Source organism: Sphaerochaeta sp. UBA5849 (assembly GCA_002432715.1).
Taxonomy (GTDB): Bacteria; Spirochaetota; Spirochaetia; order Sphaerochaetales; family Sphaerochaetaceae; genus Sphaerochaeta.
Map to the genome: position 1 here is coordinate 28,613 of DJGJ01000005.1, position 19,234 is coordinate 47,846.

At 47.0% G+C, this 19,234-nt stretch carries 17 protein-coding genes; 9 read left to right on the plus strand and 8 right to left on the minus strand.

What is annotated here, in order from left to right:
- Positions 1 to 210: 210 nt before the first annotated feature.
- The 3 genes from B3K89_RS00680 to B3K89_RS00690 all read right to left on the minus strand — a co-directional run bounded on the left by B3K89_RS00680 (position 211) and on the right by B3K89_RS00690 (position 2,172).
- Positions 211 to 633 (minus strand): hypothetical protein, encoded by a 423-nt coding sequence (locus B3K89_RS00680; protein ID WP_345906918.1) that lies wholly within the window; start codon positions 631 to 633, stop codon positions 211 to 213.
- A gap of 118 nt (positions 634 to 751) precedes the next feature.
- Entirely contained in the window at positions 752 to 1,543 is a 792-nt protein-coding gene (locus tag B3K89_RS00685) for a nucleotidyl transferase AbiEii/AbiGii toxin family protein (RefSeq protein WP_293894966.1), read from the minus strand.
- Positions 1,540 to 2,172 (minus strand): type IV toxin-antitoxin system AbiEi family antitoxin domain-containing protein, encoded by a 633-nt coding sequence (locus B3K89_RS00690; protein ID WP_345906919.1) that lies wholly within the window; start codon positions 2,170 to 2,172, stop codon positions 1,540 to 1,542. The genes B3K89_RS00685 and B3K89_RS00690 overlap by 4 nt, the downstream gene beginning before the upstream one ends.
- A gap of 173 nt (positions 2,173 to 2,345) precedes the next feature.
- Here B3K89_RS00690 and B3K89_RS00695 point away from each other — a divergent pair, with 173 nt between their 5' ends.
- Together B3K89_RS00695 and B3K89_RS13750 are read left to right on the plus strand one after the other, a co-directional pair.
- Entirely contained in the window at positions 2,346 to 2,612 is a 267-nt protein-coding gene (locus tag B3K89_RS00695) for a type II toxin-antitoxin system Phd/YefM family antitoxin (RefSeq protein ID WP_293894960.1), read from the plus strand.
- 3 nt (positions 2,613 to 2,615) lie between these two features.
- A complete protein-coding gene (locus B3K89_RS13750; RefSeq protein WP_363299643.1) occupies positions 2,616 to 2,924 on the plus strand; it encodes a type II toxin-antitoxin system RelE/ParE family toxin in 309 nt (102 codons plus the stop codon).
- On the opposite strand, the gene B3K89_RS00700 is transcribed toward B3K89_RS13750, so the two are convergent.
- The 3 genes from B3K89_RS00700 to B3K89_RS00710 form a co-directional block, all read right to left on the minus strand.
- On the minus strand, positions 2,919 to 3,851 hold the full coding sequence (locus tag B3K89_RS00700) for an alpha/beta hydrolase family protein (protein WP_293894957.1): 933 nt from the start codon (positions 3,849 to 3,851) through the stop codon (positions 2,919 to 2,921). The two genes, B3K89_RS13750 and B3K89_RS00700, sit on opposite strands and share 6 nt — an antisense overlap.
- Before the next feature lie 68 nt (positions 3,852 to 3,919).
- A complete protein-coding gene (locus B3K89_RS00705; RefSeq protein ID WP_293894954.1) occupies positions 3,920 to 5,491 on the minus strand; it encodes an extracellular solute-binding protein in 1,572 nt (523 codons plus the stop codon).
- Positions 5,492 to 5,612: 121 nt separating this feature from the next.
- Positions 5,613 to 7,841, minus strand: a complete 2,229-nt coding sequence (locus B3K89_RS00710) for a substrate-binding domain-containing protein (protein WP_345906920.1) — start codon at positions 7,839 to 7,841, stop codon at positions 5,613 to 5,615.
- A gap of 145 nt (positions 7,842 to 7,986) precedes the next feature.
- Between B3K89_RS00710 and B3K89_RS00715 the strand changes: the two genes are divergently transcribed.
- The gene (locus B3K89_RS00715) at positions 7,987 to 9,186 is read left to right on the plus strand and encodes a restriction endonuclease (RefSeq protein WP_345906921.1); all 1,200 of its coding nucleotides are present in this window, start codon (positions 7,987 to 7,989) and stop codon (positions 9,184 to 9,186) included.
- 31 nt (positions 9,187 to 9,217) lie between these two features.
- Here B3K89_RS00715 and B3K89_RS00720 read toward each other — a convergent pair whose 3' ends face one another.
- A complete protein-coding gene (locus B3K89_RS00720) occupies positions 9,218 to 9,697 on the minus strand; it encodes a ferritin family protein (RefSeq protein WP_345906922.1) in 480 nt (159 codons plus the stop codon).
- 106 nt (positions 9,698 to 9,803) lie between these two features.
- On the opposite strand from B3K89_RS00720, the gene gtfA reads away from it, so the two are divergent.
- Both gtfA and B3K89_RS00730 read left to right on the plus strand, forming a co-directional pair.
- Positions 9,804 to 11,210 carry a sucrose phosphorylase gene (gene gtfA, locus B3K89_RS00725; RefSeq protein WP_345906923.1) on the plus strand — a complete coding sequence of 469 codons (1,407 nt, stop codon included), beginning with the start codon at positions 9,804 to 9,806 and terminating at the stop codon, positions 11,208 to 11,210.
- A gap of 69 nt (positions 11,211 to 11,279) precedes the next feature.
- Positions 11,280 to 12,407 carry an alpha/beta fold hydrolase gene (locus B3K89_RS00730; protein WP_345906924.1) on the plus strand — a complete coding sequence of 376 codons (1,128 nt, stop codon included), beginning with the start codon at positions 11,280 to 11,282 and terminating at the stop codon, positions 12,405 to 12,407.
- A gap of 9 nt (positions 12,408 to 12,416) precedes the next feature.
- Here the strand turns inward: B3K89_RS00730 and B3K89_RS00735 are convergent, their stop codons facing one another.
- Complete coding sequence (locus B3K89_RS00735) at positions 12,417 to 13,367, minus strand: HNH endonuclease (RefSeq protein ID WP_345906925.1); 951 nt, start codon at positions 13,365 to 13,367, stop codon at positions 12,417 to 12,419.
- 245 nt (positions 13,368 to 13,612) lie between these two features.
- On the opposite strand from B3K89_RS00735, the gene cas3 reads away from it, so the two are divergent.
- From cas3 to cas7c, 4 genes are read left to right on the plus strand one after another with little or no spacing between them, the layout of a single operon-like run.
- A complete protein-coding gene (gene cas3 / locus B3K89_RS00740) occupies positions 13,613 to 15,853 on the plus strand; it encodes a CRISPR-associated helicase Cas3' (RefSeq protein WP_345906926.1) in 2,241 nt (746 codons plus the stop codon).
- Positions 15,854 to 15,868: 15 nt separating this feature from the next.
- Complete coding sequence (cas5c, locus tag B3K89_RS00745; RefSeq protein WP_298505584.1) at positions 15,869 to 16,555, plus strand: type I-C CRISPR-associated protein Cas5c; 687 nt, start codon at positions 15,869 to 15,871, stop codon at positions 16,553 to 16,555.
- A complete protein-coding gene (gene cas8c, locus B3K89_RS00750; RefSeq protein WP_345906927.1) occupies positions 16,552 to 18,288 on the plus strand; it encodes a type I-C CRISPR-associated protein Cas8c/Csd1 in 1,737 nt (578 codons plus the stop codon). The genes cas5c and cas8c overlap by 4 nt, the downstream gene beginning before the upstream one ends.
- Before the next feature lie 13 nt (positions 18,289 to 18,301).
- Positions 18,302 to 19,174 (plus strand): type I-C CRISPR-associated protein Cas7/Csd2, encoded by an 873-nt coding sequence (gene cas7c, locus B3K89_RS00755; RefSeq protein ID WP_320349485.1) that lies wholly within the window; start codon positions 18,302 to 18,304, stop codon positions 19,172 to 19,174.
- Positions 19,175 to 19,234 lie beyond the last annotated feature (60 nt).

The following is a 19,234-nucleotide window of genomic DNA, read 5'->3' on the forward strand; positions in this document are numbered from 1 at the left end:
TTTTGCTCCCTCCAGGATCATGTGGTAGCCGATTGTGTCGTTCTCGGTTGAGTTCACATGCGGGGAAGCTGCGATATAGGCATGGTAGAGCTCAGGTCTTCGCTGGGCGGCCAAGGTTCCGAAGGATAGTGGCCGAGCACGAAGATTTTCTCGTGTCCATGTTTTTCTATCAAGTACTCGGAGAGGGCGATGTCATCCTGGACGTAGTTTTCATTTCTTAGCTGCGTTGAAGCTTGCAGCGACTCCGCGTTGGTCATAGCAGACGATGGTGGACTGTTGGTGCAGGGGCCCGAGGTACTTTCTCACCCAGGCAAGATCCGAGCCGCCGGGTCCTCCGTCGAGCCAGAGAAGCATGGGGTTTTCCTTGCTTGTTCCTGCTGTATAGATGGTCTGCTTGGTGTTGATGACCAAATACACCAGGTACTCCAGGCTCAGTGGTTGGTAGGCGAACAGCGAGAAGGCTTGCAGTACATACTCGATTGCCCCCAAGGGGACGAAAAGCAGACAGTTCAACCCGATGCCCCATATAAGGTTTTCAGTGAGCGGTGGTCGTCGCTTTTTCGACTCTTGAGCAGCAGAAGCCCCAAGCAGAGCATTGCACAGCCGAATACCACATAGGTGATGATCGGCCACAGACCCGGTGTGGTCTAAGCATGGGGTTTCAACAGCGCAGAGACCAGATGCACCAGCTGGATGGCTATGGTTGCAAGGCTAAGAGTCAGGGCGGTGCGAAATGGGTGGAGGTGAGTACTCAGTCACTGTGGTAAGACTGGATGAAGTCAGGGAAGTAGAGAATGGTGCTGCTCTTCTGTTTGTCGAAGAGCAGATGTTCAAAATCATGCTGTTTCAGAGACAGGTCGACCTGTTTGAGGCGTTGGAGAATTGCATGCTTGAGCTCCGATTCAGAGGTAATCCCATGTTTAGCAGTCAGATATTCGTAATTTGGCTTTGTTTGCCCAAGCAGAAATTGAGTATCGTATATGTCTCTTCCCTTTGTCCTTGAAAGCAGAGCTGAGATTTTCATGGCACATAGAATGTCATCAGGAGGAACAGGGACGGGAAAATAGTAACCACAGCTTTGGATAAAGGCACGTTGAACAGGATAGGTGCATCCTTGGTCCTGCATCTCAAACTTGATAAGGAATTTTGCATTTCTATAGCCGCTTAGGTTCAAGGAGAAGAGAAGCTGGGGGAAATACAAGCTTCTCCGATAAGCGTGCAGTCCCTCGTGTTCCTGTTGTTTTGGTTCAACATTGTACCCTTGGTCCAAAAGATGCTTGACTACCAAGTCTGTCATCGATTGAAATTCTTCAAAGCTGAGGTTCTTGCAATCAAAATCAAGATCTTCACTGAAACGATCGATTCGCTTGATCAATCGAAGGTTGGTTCCACCAATGAATGAGAGGTGCTCCATATATTGAGTATGGCTCAGGTATTCCAAGATCTGACACTGTAGGTATTCTTTTACCATATAAGCGGCCAAATCGGTTCGTCGTTGCACCGTGGCGGGAAAGTAGTGTTGCAATGCCTGTAGGTCAATCATAGTGAATATGCCTCCTTCAAAGTCATTACACGACGTTCCAGTGCTTTCACTCCATACTGCTCTGTGTAGGCATCGAGCTTGGCAGAGTCGATGTCATCAAGGTCCAGACGTAGGTCAAGCATGTCCTGTTTGCTCGTGTACTGTGGATACAGGTAGAGCAAGTCCAAGATTGCTTTCTCCCGTTCAGCAATCAGCATTCCCCAAGTAGGATGAAATGTACTTTGTTCGATGGTATAACCGAACATTGCTTCCTTTTTTACACTATGGTAGCTGAACTGTCCCAGCTCATTCTCAAAGAAGGTGGTTTTTCGGCTGCTGACACTCGTTATTTGGACTACTGCTTCGGGTATCATCCCATAGAAAGCAAGGGCCGAGTGGATGCTGATGTAGGATGGTGCATAGAGCTTGTTGGCGATGTAGAAAGGGGCATCCCCATCCTGCTTCGATTCAGGAAACGCATACATACCCTGTCTGAGTTGTATCAGTTTGCCTTCTTTGACCCATCGGGAGATGGTGTTCCTTCCTACCTGATAGACTCCTCCAAAGCGTATTTGGTTCATGGAGAAACAACCCATTTCAGAGAAGGTAGATCGGAATGTGAGATATGAAGCACGCTTATTTGTTTCCATGATGCACTAATTATAGTGCATTCTGGAAATAAAACAAGAACATGAGCGTTCTTGAAGCGAATTCCTGAACTATCCGCCTGATATATAACACAGTTGGTCTGTAGAATCGGAAACTTGGATGGAGCACTATAAAATTTAGCATAATCATGCTAAATTATTCGTGAGGTACTACTATGAAAACAATACGTCCTGTTTCAGATCTAAGGAATAATTTTGCAGAGATATCCAGAATCGTGCATGAGACCGGAGAACCAATTTTTCTCACTAGAAATGGATTCGGTGACATGGTGGTGATGAGTATGGAGGCATACGAAAGCATGCAATTTTCAAGTGAAGTATATAGAAAATTACAGGAAGCGGAACGAGAAGCAGAAACCAATGAGACGAGATACTCCTCGAAAGATATTCTGAAAGCCATGCGTGATATCATCGAGGAGTAAGCAATGTATGCTCTCACATATCTACCTATAGCTAAGAAAGACATCGATGAGATTGTTAGGTATATTGCCAAGGTTCTGCATAATCCTATAGCTGCAGAGCATCTCGTTCTTAACATTGTGCAGACTGCAGAAAGAATTGCACATGCTCCATATAGTATACAAGTCTATCGTTGCTATAAACCTCTGAAGCATGAGTATCGCTGCGTTGTAATCAAGCACTATTGTATGTTCTACTGGATTGACGATTCAAAGCAGACCGTCACGGTTGCTAGAGTAGTCTATGGCAAACGCAATCTGACACAATACTTATAACAACATCCTAAAAAACTCTGCCGCCCTTGATTGCTTCTCTTCAGTGAAAACATGCCCATCCTCAGTCACTTCCGCCAGGCACTGATTGGACGCTTCCTGTTGGGTATAGATGCTTTGAGCCTTTCTGCAGATATCCAAAGAGGCGTCTACAGGGAAAATCCTGTCCTCGGCTCCGAAGGTGAGATACAGTGGTTTTGGACAGATGTCATCAAGCAGGTCCGGGGTATCCCCGTAGTTCAGAATGCCAGGCAGGTACATGGTGAATGTGTGGTTAAGATGCCGTTGCTGAAGGAGTGCAAGAGAGGAGAACCCGCATACCGAGGCGATTGCCTTGATGCGTTTCTCATACCAGCCGAACCAATAGGCGATGAGCCCTCCCATCGAGTGACCGCAGATTCCGATACGTTCTTTGTCCACAAACGGCAACTGCTCCAGCATATCCATCGCACACTCCATATCGAAGAGACACTTTCCCAGTAGCGTGCGGTTCTTGAGGTAATACTGGATAAAGAGCCAGCGCTCATTATCCCGTCCGTTCATGTACTGGCCATCAGAGAGTTTCTCCCTCCGCCGTCCAAAGCCGATCTGCTCGGGGCAGAGAACGATAAAGCCTGCCTTGCAGAGGGTGAGCGCGAACGTGTTTGCCGGGTTTTCGTACAAGCCTGCCGGCTCAAGCATACCTGCATCGTAACGGCCTCCATGTTGGTGGTGGGCGATTATGACGGGGTGCTTCTCGTCTGTTGCAATATCCAGGCCATCGGGGATCAAAAGCAATGCCTGTACCATCTCACCATCACAGGCTTGGTAGGAGACTTCGGTGTATCGATACCCATTCTCCTGCTTCAGCGGTGCAAGGCTATAGGTTGTTTGTGTTTCCTGTTTCGCAGGTTTTTCACCCAACAGACGTACCAGCAAAGCTCGATCCATGTTCTTCGTCCTTTTCTGAAGCGAGGGAGCCTGTTTGTTCACATCAGGCTCCCCCGGGTTTGGTATTTCTACAACAGGAGGCCATTCTCCTGGGCGTAGGCACGTGCTTCGTCCTCCCAAGCTTTTCCGCCCAGTCGGTCGAAATCTGCAACAAAGGCCTTCCAATTGGCCTGGTTCAGCACCCTGCGTCCGGTGATGAACTCTGCAACACCCTGTTCATAGAAGCGCTTGAGGTCGTCATTGGGCAGCGGCAGGGTGTCGGCACCGGTGTCCTCGGTCCAAGCGCGGGTCTGGAAGTCACGTAGGAAATCGAGTGCGCTCTGGCTTCTGCCATTTGCGGTCTTATAAGTCGGGAAGGTAGCTTTCAGCTCGGCATCGGTGTATCGGTAGATGAGATTTGCAAGCTGAATGAACGGCCTGCCCTTAGGCTGGGTGTATGCCATTTCTGGATCGGGAATGCCCTCGGCTGTGGGGATGCCGTCCTTGTCAAATGTGTAGTTCACCCCTTCAACGCCCCAACCAAGCAGATAGTAGCCTTCATCACTGCTCATCCATTCAAACAAACGGGCGATGGCTTCCTTTTTACCTTCCTTGGCCGCCTTGGCACTTACTGCGGTGATGCGGTAGGTGACTGAGTACACGCCTACGGAGGACTTGCCCTCAGGACCCATCGGAGGATCGATGACCATCCACTGGCCTTCGGGGAAGTTCATGTCAAACGGCTTGTAGTTGGCTTCCATGGCCAAGGCTCCATTCTGCTCGCGCATGATGCCGAAGCGACCCTGTTTCCAAGCAGCCCTGAAGTCATCCTTGCGGTAGGAGAGCCAGTTGGGGTCGATTAAGCGTTCGTCGACAATCTGCTTCACAAAGGCGAGGGCATCGTAATAGGCAGGCTTTCGGATATTCAGGCCGAAATTATCCTTGCTCATATTCCACGTTCCGGCTACGCCGAAAGCACCGAAGAAGGGGTCGAGCCTGCGCCCGAGACCTTCTTCGCGTGGGTTGATCTCCAAGAAGGCGCCATAGCCGTAGGTGTCATTCTTGCCGTTGCCATCGGGGTCGTTGAAGGTGAAGGCACGCATTACATTCAGATATTCCTCGGTGGTCTTGGGTTCCGCCAGTCCGAGTCTGTCCAACCAGTCCTTGCGGATGACCACCCCTTCATTCTTGATAATGGCTCCCGGGGATGCAAGGCCGTAGGATTTGCCGTTGTACGTGGTGTAGGCACGACTTCCGGGGGTGTACATCTCTGCTGTACGCTTGGGCATGAGCGGATACATGTCGTCGACATCGGCGATGACTCCCTGCTTGACCAATCTGAGCCACGGAGTGCGTCGGACCATGAAGACATCGGGGAGATTGTTCGCAGCCCCTGCTGCCTGAACTTTGACGTCCTGGTCGTCTTCGCTGGATGGCAGGGCGGTGAGGGTAAGCTCTATACCAAGTTTGTCGCGTACAATGTCATACACAACCCAGTCGGCAGGCGGGGGACCGGCTTCGGTCATCAAGGCGCCGTACCACATGCTGATCGGTGTCAGCTTTTGCTCGCTTGCTTGTTCCTTGGCCCCTTGTGCGGGCAAGGAGAGTGCCATCAGCAGGCACAGAGTCGTACCAACGATGATGCGCAGGTGTTTGTTCATAGAATCCTCCCTTTCACAGGAAGGGCAGGGCCCTCCCTGAGTGTACACTCAGTATAGAAGGAGGAAAAAATACAATACCTAAAAATAATTGCATTATACCGAGATTTAACAGGGCTTATTCCTATCGATTTCTCCCGTTTCGGAAGGCCGAGGGAGCATTGCCGGTCAGCTTACGATACATCCTGCAAAAATAAGGGCTTGAGGTGAAGCCCGACATTTTTGCAACCAGCTCAACTGGCAGCGTGGTGGTACCCAGCAGGTTCGAAGCGTGCCAGATACGGTATCGGTTCAAGTACTCCCATACAGTCAAGCCGTACTCGGCCTTGAAAAGCACGGTCAGGTAGTCTTCGCTGAGCCCCAGTTCCTGAGCGAGTTCCCACCTTGCGAACGGGGTGTCAAAGCGTCTTCGCAGTGCAAAGAACATGCGTTTTGCCGAGGCGCTGGTTGCATCTCTTTGGGGCTTGGTTTGTGCAAAGAGAGCTTCCAGCCGAGCAATGAACTCTTTGCTTCCTGCCAAGGCTGGGTCACAAAGCAACACATGAGAAAGCTGCTGATATGTTTCGCCTTCGATGATCGACCATCGGGTTTTACAGATGACGATTGGAATCGTTTCCTTGTTGGTCAACATCCTCAGATCCTGTATCTCCACTGCAGTAAGGGAGTCTGTGAGGATGGCAAGCGGTTCGGCTTCGAGTATTGCCCGAGCCAGCTGCTCAAAGCTGGTGAATGTCCGCTTAGTTCGATGAGACAAGCTTTCAGGTGCAGCGCCATAGATATAAAGATCGGCCGACTGGACTTTATCAAAAGCGGCTGACTGAGAGTCGGAAAGCGGCTTGTTGAGTCGATGGATGTGCTGGGCTGCATCTCCGATATAGGCATGCAATGTTTCCAGCAGGGAAGCATCCCACTCTCTTGTATGGAGCAAGGAAAAGCAGACCGGTTTCTGCTCACTGATGATTGGTGCCAAGGCATGGATACCTGCTTGAGAGACAAGCGGCGTTTCATGAGTGGTGAATATGAGATGTGAATCTAGAATGCCGAGACCGCTTTGGTGGGTTGCAAGCAGGGTATGCAATTGGTTGTAGGTGTGGGCTTCCTTGAGTGCAACCTTGAAGGAGGAGAGCAGTTGCTCACGTTTTGAAATCATGGCAAGCGTGTGCACGTACTCTTGTTCCTGAGCACGGGAGATGAGGGGAAACAGCAGCTCACTTACCAGGGGCCGCAGCCTTGGGTCGCTGACTTCGGCACAGCGGAGCAATCCAGCATGCAATAGTTCTATATCCTCGCCCGAAGCAAGCATGTCCTGTACGCAGACCAGGAACTGGCGCTCCAATCGGGCTTTTCCCTCTTTGTTTTGGTGGTCGCTATACTGGGAGAGTAGTTCCCATAGTTTTGTCAGCCGCTCTACGGCCTCTTCGCTGAGGTGAAAAAGACCAGCCATGCGGTTCTGGACAGCTTCAAGGCTGCGTGCAGTCTGCCCGAAGGTGTCCTGTACGGTACAACCGCAAGAGCGACGGATAATGGTTTTTGCAGGATAACTCAGGTCGGTCACGCGCACTCCTTTCCATTGCTTGTCCAAGATCGTGTGTAAAGCGTTGCTCATCTCCCGGTAGGGAAGGCGTACGGTGGTGCAGGGTGGGTTGAATATCCTGCTCTCCTTGCTGTCGTTGAAACCGATGACCTTCACGTCCTCGCCGATGTTGAAGCCTTGTTTGCCAAGGAGGCTGTATACTCCTGTAAGCAACAGGTCGCTGGCGCAGATGATTGCTTGGTAATCAGAGACTGGTGCAAGGCCTCGTCTGAAGAGAGCTTCCAAACCCAGCTGTCCGTTGCTCCAGTCAACCGGGGGACTGACCAGGTCGGCTTGGAAGGGAATGCCGGCATAGGAAAGCGCATCGAGGTAGGCTTGGTAGCGCTCTTGTGCATATGCGTCCTCCTGAGGCCCGCGGATGAAAGCGATGCGTTTCGTCTTGTGTTCATAGATGCAGTGCAATACCACCGCCCTCATCCCCGAGTACGAGTCGAAGAGCAGGCAGGGGTGGTCGGGGTGCTTGCCGCCGATACTGACCAGCGGTATACCCTCTGCAGCAGCTTTTGCATACACAGCTTCAAAGGCTTCCACTTTACCCCAGATGATCAAGGAATCGAAATTGTCGGGCGTGAGCAGTTGGAGCACGTGCTCATATGCACTGTTCTCTTGCATGTAGGGAATCATGATGAGGCTGGTCGAGGAGTCAAGTGTTTTGCATAGGCCTCTGATCATCTCAACCGAAGCCCCTCCGAAGGGGTTGCGGGCAAGAAAGCCGATGCGTTTGATGGAATGGTTTGAGACACTACGTATTACGCTCATATCACAATTAGTATACGGGGCGCGATGATATCTGAGAAGGATAGAATTTCAAGTGGTACAGGAAATCCTTGTTCTCGGATCAGGGTAGTATTATGCTGCATGTATGGTTTTCTGCACCTGAGCATCTTATCGAGAGGAATATCCAATGAGTATTCGTTATGCGTTTGATGAGTTACTTTCAGCTGAATTATTCGTAGATGCTGTATATGAGGGGGGATCCGATACGAATATGAAAGCGGAGCCCTTACGTAAGGTCTTTCCTAAATTGGGAACAAGCGGAGGCTTTCGAAAGGTCAATCGAACTGACGGAAGCGGGAAACCAGCATATGTTGTGCTCTATACTTCCATGGAAGAGCTTGAGTGGCCTGATTATCTTGATGAAGAGACCGGTGTGTTTCGATATTATGGTGACAATAGATTGCCTGGAAGAGGCATTTTGGATACCAAGCTTCGAGGTAATGCTCTGTTGGAAGATGTATTTGCAAAGCTTCATACCTTATCTAATCTTGAAGATATTCCTCCCTTTTTCGTTTTCAAGAAGACGGGTAGGGGTCGTGATGTCCAATTCCTCGGTCTCGCTGCCCCGGGTAATCCTCGTATTTCTCCAGATAAGGATTTAGTGGCCTTCTGGCGGACTATGAAGGAGTATCGTTTCCAAAACTATGAGGCTTATTTCACCATTCTTGATACAAAGAACAGTGCAATCTCTCGGAGATGGCTTCAGGCTCTCATAGAAGACCATGAAAACAGTTTGCAATATGCACCAACTGTCTGGAAAGAGTTTATTGCATATGGACGTGATGGTATCTCTGCTTTGAAGGCAAAGAAAATTCTCGATATTCCCACTCGGTATGATCAATTACAGAATGATGAGGAGGGAACTCGGTGCTTGGAAGCAATACGGAGCCATTATAAGATTGATCCCTTCGGGTTTGAGCAATGTGCGATTGATTTGGTTTCAAAAATGGATAACCGGTTTGTCAGCTTCGACTTGACCAGACCCTGGCGTGATGGAGGACGTGATGCACTTGGATATTACGCAATTGGTTCAGGGGGAAAGGCAAATCGGCCTTTACGAATCGACTGTGCTTTGGAGGCTAAGTGTTATGGGCTTAAGAACGCTGTTGGGGTAAGGCAGATGAGCAGACTGATCTCACGCATTCGCTATAGACAGTTTGGCATTATGGTTACAACTAGTTATGTAGACTCACAAGCGTATAAAGAGGTGATTGAAGATGGGCATCCAATACTTATCGTCACCGCTTCAGATATTGGTACAATCCTCAGAAACAGTGCGATTACTACTGGAAACATTACTTCTTGGCTAGGCTCTCTCCACGATTAATTAGGAGAGAGCCAGACTGGTAATCAATTTTCTAATACTCTTCCCGTACTCCAAACTCTGCACTCTCAACCCAGCGATGCGGGCGGGTGACGAGTTTGATGATCTCTTCCATGATTGCATAGTGCCGTTTTTCCTCGGCTATAATCAGTTTGAGAGCTTTCTTCTCTGCCTCGAATTCAAGGGAAGGAAGTTGCTCGGTATAGAAGTCGATGCTCTTTTTTTCAACAAGCAATGCTTCCTCATAGGCGGGAATCTGGCCATCGATTACAAAAAAGTTGTCGGGATCGAAGTCTCTGAAAACCTGTTTGGCTTGCTCAAGAACCGAAGAGCTTACTGTTACGAGAGCGCTTCTTCCCTGCAATGCCCTGAAGTAACTTTCGTGCTTCTTTTCATCATTGGCGAGCATCTTGAATATGGTCGTAAAGCCTTCAGTGGGGGCCCTCTGTGCTAACTCTGTATACAGCTGAGCACCTTCCTGCTCAAGCTTGATTGCAATGTCAAATAGATCCATGGAATCCTCCTCGTTTCCTACAGTATAGGTAGGATATGAGGAGGATGCAAGGGTCAATTGCACCGAAGAATTGACGGATGAATGTTGTACTCGTATAGTGCATTACATGAAGAACGGCGTAATTTTGATAACCTATCCCGATTCTCTTGGTCGTAATCTTGGCGATTTGTCGAAAGTCGTTTCACAGTATGTTCCCAAGGCGATTACCGGCATTCATATCCTGCCGTTCTTCCCTTCCTCGGGAGACCGGGGCTTCGCCCCCATGACCTATCGCGAAATTGATCCAACTTTTGGTGATTGGTCTGATATGAAAAAACTTGCCGAAAATTACGACCTTATGTTCGACTATATGATCAACCATATTTCTACGAGCAGTGAGAACTTCCAAGACTTTGTTGAGAAGGGCGATGATTCGCAATACAAGGACTTGTTCATCGACTTTGACAAGTTCTGGGGCAGTACCCCCACTGAGGAGCAAATCGGCAAGATTTACAAGCGTAAGCCGATGGCCCCCATCCGCTCGATTACCTTCTCTGATGGGACGAAGCGGAATATCTGGTTCACCTTTGGTGACGACCAGGTTGACCTTAACCTTGAAACGGAGGAAGGGCTTGCGTTTCTGGATGAAAACTTGAGGTTTCTGGCAGAGCATGGAGCTGCCATGATCCGCCTCGATGCATTTGCGTATACGACAAAAGTGAAGGACACTGATTGCTTCTTTGTAGAGCCAAAAGTCTGGGAGATTTTAAAGCGTTGTGCCGATGTGCTTGAGCCCTATCATGTGGGCATTCTTCCTGAAATCCACGAGCACTTCTCCATACAGCAGAAGCTTGCGCGAAATGGCTATCCAGTCTATGACTTCGCTCTGCCGATGCTCGTGTTGCATGCCTTGTACTTCCATGATGCATCCTATCTTGCAAACTGGTATGAGATTTGTCCGAGAAACCAGTTCACCACACTGGACACCCACGATGGTATCGGGGTTGTGGATGTGCGTGGTTTACTTCCTGATGAGGAGATTGAAGCAACCAAGGAGCATTTGTTTACGTACGGGGCGAATGTAAAACGTATTTACAATACGGCCAAGTACAACAACTTGGATATCTATCAGATCAACTGCACGTATTACTCGGCTCTCGGTGAGAACGACAAGGCCTATCTCTTTGCCCGGGCTCTACAGTTTTTCTCCCCCGGTACTCCGCAGGTCTATTATGTAGGAATGCTGGCAGGCAGGAATGACATTCAACTGTTGGAGAATTCAAAAGAAGGTAGGAATATCAACCGCCATTATTACACGCTGGAAGAGATAGAAGAGGAAGTGAAACGACCGGTTGTACAACAGCTCATTGCTTTGATGGAGCTGCGCTCGACCCACTCTGCGTTCAACGGAGAGTTTTCCCAACAAATACTCGATAAGCAGCATTTGATTCTTTCCTGGAAGACTGAATCAGAGTCTATTGAGCTGCGTGTAGACTTTCAGACATATGAGTTTGAGATAGTAGAACATAGCTGATTTCCTCTAGAAATTCTTCCTTTGTATTGTTATAACTACAACATAGATATCAATCACAAGGGAGTTTCCATGAAAAAGCTTTGGTTCTGTCTGCTTGGCACCATACTGTTGCTCTGTGGGTGTGCTTCGCTTTCTACAAGAACAACTGAATCGGGAATACAGATAATTCCTTCTTTCGACGATTACCCCATTCAAGGCATGCTTGCCATGCCTGAAGCGAAGACAGCAGAAACACTGATCATTTTCGTCAATGGTTCGGGTCCGAATACCTACGACAACAAGCGTCAGCTTGATGAGAATAGGAACTTTACCTATTTCGACTTATTCAGGGAAGAGTTTACAAAGCGTGGGAGTGCATTCTTCAGCTACAATACACGAGGTGTGACTACTTCTGAAGAACCTCCCGATTTCACCGATGTCGATGATGAGCTCTATAGGCAGTATATTCCGCAGACAAGTGTGAAAGATGTGGTTGCTATGGTTGAATATCTGAAGAAGAAACCTGGACTGAAACATGCAAAAATAATTCTTTTGGGTTGGAGTGAAGGTACGCTTATCGCCCCGCTTGTTGCAAAAGAAACACACATCGACGGCCTGATTCTCTGCGGCTATATATACGACGACATGATGACAATCCTCGACTGGCAACAGACAGGCGGTTCAAGCATGGTGTTCTACCGCAATTACTTTGACTATGACAAGGATGGCATCGTTTCTCCTGAAGAGTTTGCTGAAGACAAGAATGGTGTTGCACAATACTTTGGCATCACCTATGACTACATGGATCAGAACAAAGATGGAATTCTTGATGAAGCTGACTTTGCAATTATGCTCGAACCAACAAGGAACGAGCTCTACAAAGCAATCGAGGAAGGCGATAGAGAGTATCTGAAAAACAACTACGGTGTGTATCTCACTCCTGAGTGGTTTGCCGCTCACAAGCAAATGCCGGCAAACAGGGAGATTCTTCCCCAACTTGATATCCCAATTCACATCATCCATGGCACGTTCGACCAGAACTCATCGGTAGAAGGTGTCTATGCAACACAAGAACTCTTCAAGAAGCTGGGAAAGAACAACCTCACTGTTTCAGTCTACGAAGGTTATGACCATGATCTCAACTACATGGACTATGTACTGACAGATGAGATTCCAGAGGGGCTGAAAGCAGTGTTTGAGGCGGGGATGGGGATGTAGGGGGGATTCCTAGGAAATGAGTGCATGGAGCTCGGTTTCAATACACGGTGCGAAGTCATACACATATTTGTTATGATAATCGAGATAGCCTTCAGTACCGTCGGGGATCATGGCAAGCTTTTTTGTATCATCTAGTCCTAACCGCTCATATTCTTGAGGCTTGAGTTGGTTTGACAGAAGGATATTACCATTTGACGGCTTGAATGTAATCATCCCAAGGTCGAAAAGTTTGTCGTAAAGAGGCGATAGAATAAGAGCATTCTTTGGGTCAACACGTTCTTTGGTATCGGAAACCCGCCATGGCTTTATATGGCTTGCTATGAGAATTTTGGGTTGCTCAATACCCAATACTGCACAGCGATTATGCCAAAGCTCTAATGCTGTCTTTCTGTACATTTGTTGTACTGTACGTTGCTCTACAACTGATCTCTTGGTTGTAGGTCCTTGATATGCTGGCTGTTCATATGTTGATTCTGGAAATGTAGTCGAGGGTCTCTCTATTTCTGGATCCTGAATAATAGTTTGAAAAGCAGATGTGTTCGAATATTCATAAAGACTGAATTTGGTTTTGCAAGGAGTACCTGGATCGAAATATTGGGTCGCAATCGGAATAGCTCTCCCATAATACGTAAAAGGGGTTTTAATGACATCTCTGACGAAAACAAAAATCTCATACTCCCCGCTATTCATGTTTTTCTCAACAAAGCGCTGCTTGAGTTGTCCTTCCCAATATAAAACGTCATTGTCGATGTGATCGACATACGGAGTGGCGTAACTTGATTTCTGTAAGTTGATCAGAAGGGCTATTGCATTTTCACCAGTTCTGCTTAGGACTCCCTTTCTTTTTGTTGCCTCAATATCCATCTCCAATAGAGTAGCAATGTCTTGAAGTACATACTGTTCCCCGATAGCCAGATGACTAAGCAGTTTCTGAGAAATTCTGGTGGACAGTTGCTTCATGGGCCCAGGATACGGCGCGCCAGTGTTGTGGTCAAGATCAAGAGTAAGTTAAAGCAATAATCCGATAGGTCCTAATAATTGCTTTGGTTATAATAGATGTCCTTTCACAAATTTGGTCTTTGGACAGTTTGAGCTGAAAAGCGATACAACTGGCAGTGAAGTATTATTCTATTTGACTTAACAAATGATAAGTACTATTATAGTTATAGAGATAAAAACCTACTAATAGTAAAAGCAGGATAGTCATGCTGGCTCCAACTGTAATTGCTCACATAGCACAAGATGAACAAGGAATATGGGCTCCTCCTCAAAGTTTAAAAGGCCACCTTGAAATGGTTGCTTCCTTAAGTGGAAGTTTTGCTGGGTCATTTTCCTCTTCATTCTGGGGCAAGCTTGCAGGGCTTGCACATGATCTTGGGAAGAGCACCCCAGAATGGCAGATATATATCCGGGAGAAGATTGGTTTTGAGAAAGAGGGCGAACCTGAAAGAGATAAAACTCTTGATCACTCCTCTTTAGGCGCTGTTGCGGTTGAGCAATTGTTTCCAATCCACATCGGAAGGATACTCTCCTATATTATTGCCGGTCATCATGCCGGACTTCCAGATTGGGAGGGCTCCACGGCTTCCTTGAAGTATCGCTTGCAGCAAGGGGATTCGAAGTATTCCTCCATTCCTTCCGAATATATTGAACCCTTGATAAAGGATCCACTACCGAAATTGCCCAGGTTGTTCAACCCCAACACGCTTGATGTTTCATTCTGGATCAGGATGGTATTCTCCTGCTTGGTGGATGGAGACTTTTTAGATACCGAGCAATACATGCAAAAGGAAGTGTCCAACCTGAGGACTGGTTTTTACAACATAGAGCAATTACTCAAGCTCTTCGATTCACATATGATTTCACTTGCAACTCAAGCAACTGCGGCTTTATCTGTGAACCAGATGCGAAATCAAGTACTTGCTGATTGCCGTACTGCTGCACAGCTTTCTCCTGGTCTTTTCTCATTGACTGTCCCGACAGGAGGGGGTAAAACACTCGCCAGCCTGGGCTTTGCATTGGAGCATGCAAAACGATTTAACAAGAAACGGATCATTTATGTTATACCTTATACCAGCATTATTGAGCAAACTGTAGATGTTTTCCGTAATGTGTTCGGTGATGACCAAGTGATTGAGCATCACTCAAATTTTGATAGTGATTATCAATCTCAGAAGATACGACTGGCTTCAGAGAATTGGGACGCTCCAATTATTGTGACGACCAACGTACAATTCTTGGAATCACTTTACGCTTCTCGGCCTGGGCGCTGTCGAAAGCTTCATAATATTGCAGAAAGTGTTGTTATTTTTGATGAGGCCCAATTGCTACCTGTCGAGTTCCTTCACCCAATTCTTGAAAGTATTGAGCAATTGGCGACACATTATCGAACCAGTTTGGTGTTCTGTACAGCAACACAGCCCTCATTTGAGAAGAGTTCACAATTTCCATCATTTCCTGGATTCGAGAAAGGATTGATACGTGAGATAATCAAAGATGTTCCTTCCTTATTCCGTATATTGAAAAGAGTCAACATTGAACTTTGTGATCCAAACACTCCAATTTCCTGGGAAGAGCTGGCTGCAAGGCTGGTGACTTACGACAAGGTTCTTTGTATCGTTTCTGATCGGAAAAGTTGTAGGGAGCTCTATGCATTGATGCCCCCAGGAACAATACATCTATCTGCTCTCATGTGTCCTCAACACAGAACTGAAATAATCAAGCAGATCAAGGAAAGTCTCAAGACTAATCAACCGGTTCGGGTGATTAGTACTCAGTTGGTCGAAGCTGGTGTGGATATAGATTTCCCAGTTGTATTCAGAGCCTTGGCAGGTATCGATTCAATTGTACAGGCAGCAGGGCGTTGCAATCGAGAAGGCAAGCTGGTTGGCCAACTTGGACAGGTCATTCTCTTTACCCCTGCTAGAAAAGCTCCTCCAGGAATCCTTCGAAAAGCAAGCGAAATCACAGAAATACTTCTGCATGAAGCAACTGGTAATTTTTTTGACGCTGATCTGTATAAGAAATACTTTACAGTCCTGTATTGGAAAGCTGATTCACTTGATTCTCACCATATTCTAAATTTGCTGAAACCAGACAGCAAGACTATGGGAATACAGTTCAGGTCGGCTGCAAAGGCATTCACGCTCATCGACGATAGTAATTCTGAAACCATTCTCATCCCTTACGGAGCAGGGAAGAGTCTGATTGAGCGCTTGCAATTTATAGATACACAGATGGAACCCTCTGCACGGTATCTTTTTAGGAAATTGCAGCGATATGCAGTCAGTATCTATAAAAATCAGTTTCAAGCATTGTTGCAACGGGGCTCCCTAAAGGAGGTATACCCAAAGGTGTTCGCGTTGCAATGCGATGTCGAATACAGCGAGTCTGTCGGGTTGTTGGTTGATGAATTGCCATCCGATCCAACTGCATATATTGGATGAAACAAGGAGGAAGGTGTGAAAGATTGGGTATTGGAAGTCTGGGGAGACTATGCTTGTTTTACAAGACCCGAGATGAAGGTGGAGCGAGTCAGTTATGATGTGATTACTCCTTCCGCTGCAAGAGCAATTTATGAAGCAATCTTTTGGAAACCAGCTATTCGCTGGCACATCACAGAGATTGAGATCCTCAACCCCATCAGAACAACATCAATCCGAAGAAATGAAGTTGGTAAGGTTATTCCTTCGCCTTCACGTTTACAGATGAATGGTTCCTATCAGGAGCCCATGGGTTTCTGTGTAGAAGATGAGAGACAGCAAAGGGCGAGTCTGATCCTCCGTGATGTCCATTACCGATTGCATGCCTGGTTTGAGTATGTCGGACGATCAGAAAGAAATGGATTGGCTGCTGGGCTAGATGAGTGCCCTGCCAAATACGCTGCAATGTTTGAGCGGAGGGCAAAGCATGGGCAATGCTTTCATCGGCCATATCTTGGATGCCGGGAGTTTGCTTGTTTCTTCAAGCTGGTTGATCCTGCAAGTGATGTTTTGGCTTCTCCTCTGCAAGAAGATGCGAATTTGGGTTGGATGCTGTACGACCTGGATTTCTCTGATACTGCCGATATCAGGCCATTGTTCTTCCATGCAGTCATGATAAACGGTGTCGTGAACACTGATAGAAGAATGGTGGAGGTGCTTGCATGATTCTACAAGCGTTGAAGGGCTATTATGACCGTCTTGCTGCTGATCCCAAGAGCGATATTGCACCTCATGGCTGGGCAAAAGTTGAGATTCCATTCGTTTTGGTCATCAATCTTCAGGGTGCATTGGTTCAGATAGAGGATACCCGAGAATATCACGAAAAGAGTTTGAGAGGGAAAGTGTACCTTGTCCCGCAACCAATCAAGAGGTCTTCGGGTGTTGCTTCCAATCTGTTATGGGACTCGATGACCTATGTAACAGGGGTTATCAAAACAGAAGGCCGCAACAAAGCAGAAATCCAGAAAGCTGGAAGACGTGCGGTTGAACAGCATATAGCATTCATCCAAAAGGTCGAGGGGACTCTTCGTGATTCTGTGAAGAAAAGTGCTTGTTTGAAGTTCCTGACGGCGGTTGATGAACCGATGTTGAATCAATTTGCCATTTGGAAGGATATAGTTCGAACGAATGCCAACCTGGCTATCAGGTTTGTCGATGATTTATTTCTATATTGCCAAGACGAGGATGTTACATCAGTGTATCCCGTCACAAATACGGGTTCTGATAAGCATCGCTGCCTGATTACGGGAAATCTTGATGCGACAAGTCAGTTGCACACAGCAATCAAGGGTGTCTATGGTGCTCAATCCGTCGGTGCGAATATTGTATCTTTCAATCTGGACCCTTTCCAATCGTATGGAAAGAAGCAAGGTGAGAATGCCCCGATTGGTGAGCGGGCAATGTTTGCGTATACAACAGCCCTCAATACACTGCTGGCACGGGATTCAAGACAGCGTATGCAAATTGGGGATGCTTCTACTGTCTTCTGGTCAGAGAAAGAGAGTGCTTTTGAGTCGGAATTCCAACAAATGTTCAGTGAGCCTCCCATGGATGACCCCCATGCAAACTCCCAATGCATCCGCAGCCTTTTTGATTCACCAAAAACAGGAGAATATTACAGCAGCAAGGAGCCAAGCATCTTTTATGTATTAGGCTTGGCTCCCAATGCTGCAAGGCTGTCGATTCGATTTTGGCTGGTAGGGGATATGGCAGAATTTGCCTTGCATATCAGACAGCACTTTGAAGATTTAAGTATCACCAAATCTTTGTTCGAGCCTGAATTTTACTCAATCTGGCGCTTGTTGTTACAGACTGCTCCACAAGGGAAGAGTGAGAATATTCCTCCAAATCTTTCTGGTGATTTTATGCAAGCGATTTTGCTTGGAACCCCCTATCCACACAGTCTGCTTGTGGGTGTTGTAAGGCGGATCAAGAGTGACAGTGAAGCGAGGGTGAATGCCGTGAGAGCTTCATTGATCAAGGCATGTCTGAATAGATTATTACGATGTCATCCCAATCCGGATGAAAAGGAGTTGCAGATGGCTTTGGATGTCGATCAAGCATCAATCGGTTATCAACTGGGGAGATTGATGGCAACCTTGGAGAAGATTCAGGTGGAGGCAAATCCGGGTTTGAATTCTACGATAACAGATTGTTATTACGGTGCTGCCTGCAGTACTCCCGTTACAGTCTTTGGTACACTGATGCGGCTGATGAGGTATCACATGGAAAAGTTGGAGACGGTTGGACGTAAGGTGTATTTCGAGAAATTGGTAGGGGAAATCACCGGACATATTTCAGAGTTCCCTGCGTATTTAGGGCTGTATGAGCAGGGAAAATTCGCAGTTGGATACTATCACCAAAAACAAGCGTTCTACACAAAGAAAGATAGTGAATAAAAGGAGATATAGTATGGAATTGACGAAACGGTATGATTTTGTGTTGTTTTTTGATGTCAAGGATGGAAACCCGAATGGTGATCCAGATGCGGGTAATCTCCCAAGAATTGATCCAGAAACAGGTGAGGGGCTTGTCACAGATGTTTGCCTTAAGAGAAAGATTCGTAACTATGTTGGGTTGGTAAAAGGCGATCAACCTCCCTATGAGATTTACATCAAAGAGAAAGCAATCCTCAACAATACAAACAAGAGGGCATATGTTGCACTTGATGTTGACTTGGAAAAAGATACTGGCAAAAGGAAAGGTGGGGACAAGACTGACGAAGCAAAAGCCTGGATGTGCAAGAACTTTTTCGATATTCGAACTTTCGGTGCCGTAATGACTACCAAAATTAACTGCGGCCAAGTAAGAGGCCCTGTGCAATTGACCTTTGCCAGGTCTGTAGAACCGGTATTTACAGCTGAGCATAGTATTACAAGAATGGCTGTCACCACAGAAGAGGAGGCTGTAAAGCAATCGGGGGACAATAGAACCATGGGAAGAAAATTCACCATACCCTATGGCTTGTATAAGGCTCATGGTTTTGTCTCTCCGTCTCTCGCCAACCAAACAGGCTTTTCAACTGAGGATTTGGAACTTGTTTGGGAGTCCTTGCTAAAGATGTTTGATGTGGACCGCTCGGCAGCTCGAGGTTTGATGGCAACTCAGAGATTGGTGGTGTTTGAACATGAATCAATGTTTGGTGATAAACCAGTGCAGGACATCTTTGCAAGGATTTCTGTCAAGCGGAATAACGAGACTGCTCCTGTAAGATCGTTTGACAACTATTCAATCTTTCTTGACGATTCCCCTATATCTCAGATTTTTACAATAGTGAAAGCCTGACGATCCCATTATTCGCCTTCTTTGTGTAGCTATTTGTCATTCTAAGCGTAGGAAAATAAG

What these genes read in the sequence shown, in the direction of transcription:
- B3K89_RS00695 (WP_293894960.1), top strand. Translation starts at nt 2,346, where the DNA reads ATGAAAACAATACGTCCTGTTTCAGATCTAAGGAATAATTTTGCAGAG.
- B3K89_RS00685 (WP_293894966.1), bottom strand. Translation starts at nt 1,543, where the DNA reads ATGATTGACCTACAGGCATTGCAACACTACTTTCCCGCCACGGTGCAA.
- B3K89_RS00730 (WP_345906924.1), top strand. Translation starts at nt 11,280, where the DNA reads ATGAAAAAGCTTTGGTTCTGTCTGCTTGGCACCATACTGTTGCTCTGT.
- cas3 (WP_345906926.1), top strand. Translation starts at nt 13,613, where the DNA reads ATGCTGGCTCCAACTGTAATTGCTCACATAGCACAAGATGAACAAGGA.
- B3K89_RS00710 (WP_345906920.1), bottom strand. Translation starts at nt 7,841, where the DNA reads ATGAGCGTAATACGTAGTGTCTCAAACCATTCCATCAAACGCATCGGC.
- B3K89_RS00720 (WP_345906922.1), bottom strand. Translation starts at nt 9,697, where the DNA reads ATGGATCTATTTGACATTGCAATCAAGCTTGAGCAGGAAGGTGCTCAG.
- gtfA (WP_345906923.1), top strand. Translation starts at nt 9,804, where the DNA reads ATGAAGAACGGCGTAATTTTGATAACCTATCCCGATTCTCTTGGTCGT.
- B3K89_RS00700 (WP_293894957.1), bottom strand. Translation starts at nt 3,851, where the DNA reads ATGGATCGAGCTTTGCTGGTACGTCTGTTGGGTGAAAAACCTGCGAAA.
- B3K89_RS00705 (WP_293894954.1), bottom strand. Translation starts at nt 5,491, where the DNA reads ATGAACAAACACCTGCGCATCATCGTTGGTACGACTCTGTGCCTGCTG.
- B3K89_RS00715 (WP_345906921.1), top strand. Translation starts at nt 7,987, where the DNA reads ATGAGTATTCGTTATGCGTTTGATGAGTTACTTTCAGCTGAATTATTC.
- B3K89_RS00735 (WP_345906925.1), bottom strand. Translation starts at nt 13,367, where the DNA reads ATGAAGCAACTGTCCACCAGAATTTCTCAGAAACTGCTTAGTCATCTG.
- cas8c (WP_345906927.1), top strand. Translation starts at nt 16,552, where the DNA reads ATGATTCTACAAGCGTTGAAGGGCTATTATGACCGTCTTGCTGCTGAT.
- B3K89_RS00690 (WP_345906919.1), bottom strand. Translation starts at nt 2,172, where the DNA reads ATGGAAACAAATAAGCGTGCTTCATATCTCACATTCCGATCTACCTTC.
- cas7c (WP_320349485.1), top strand. Translation starts at nt 18,302, where the DNA reads ATGGAATTGACGAAACGGTATGATTTTGTGTTGTTTTTTGATGTCAAG.
- B3K89_RS13750 (WP_363299643.1), top strand. Translation starts at nt 2,616, where the DNA reads ATGTATGCTCTCACATATCTACCTATAGCTAAGAAAGACATCGATGAG.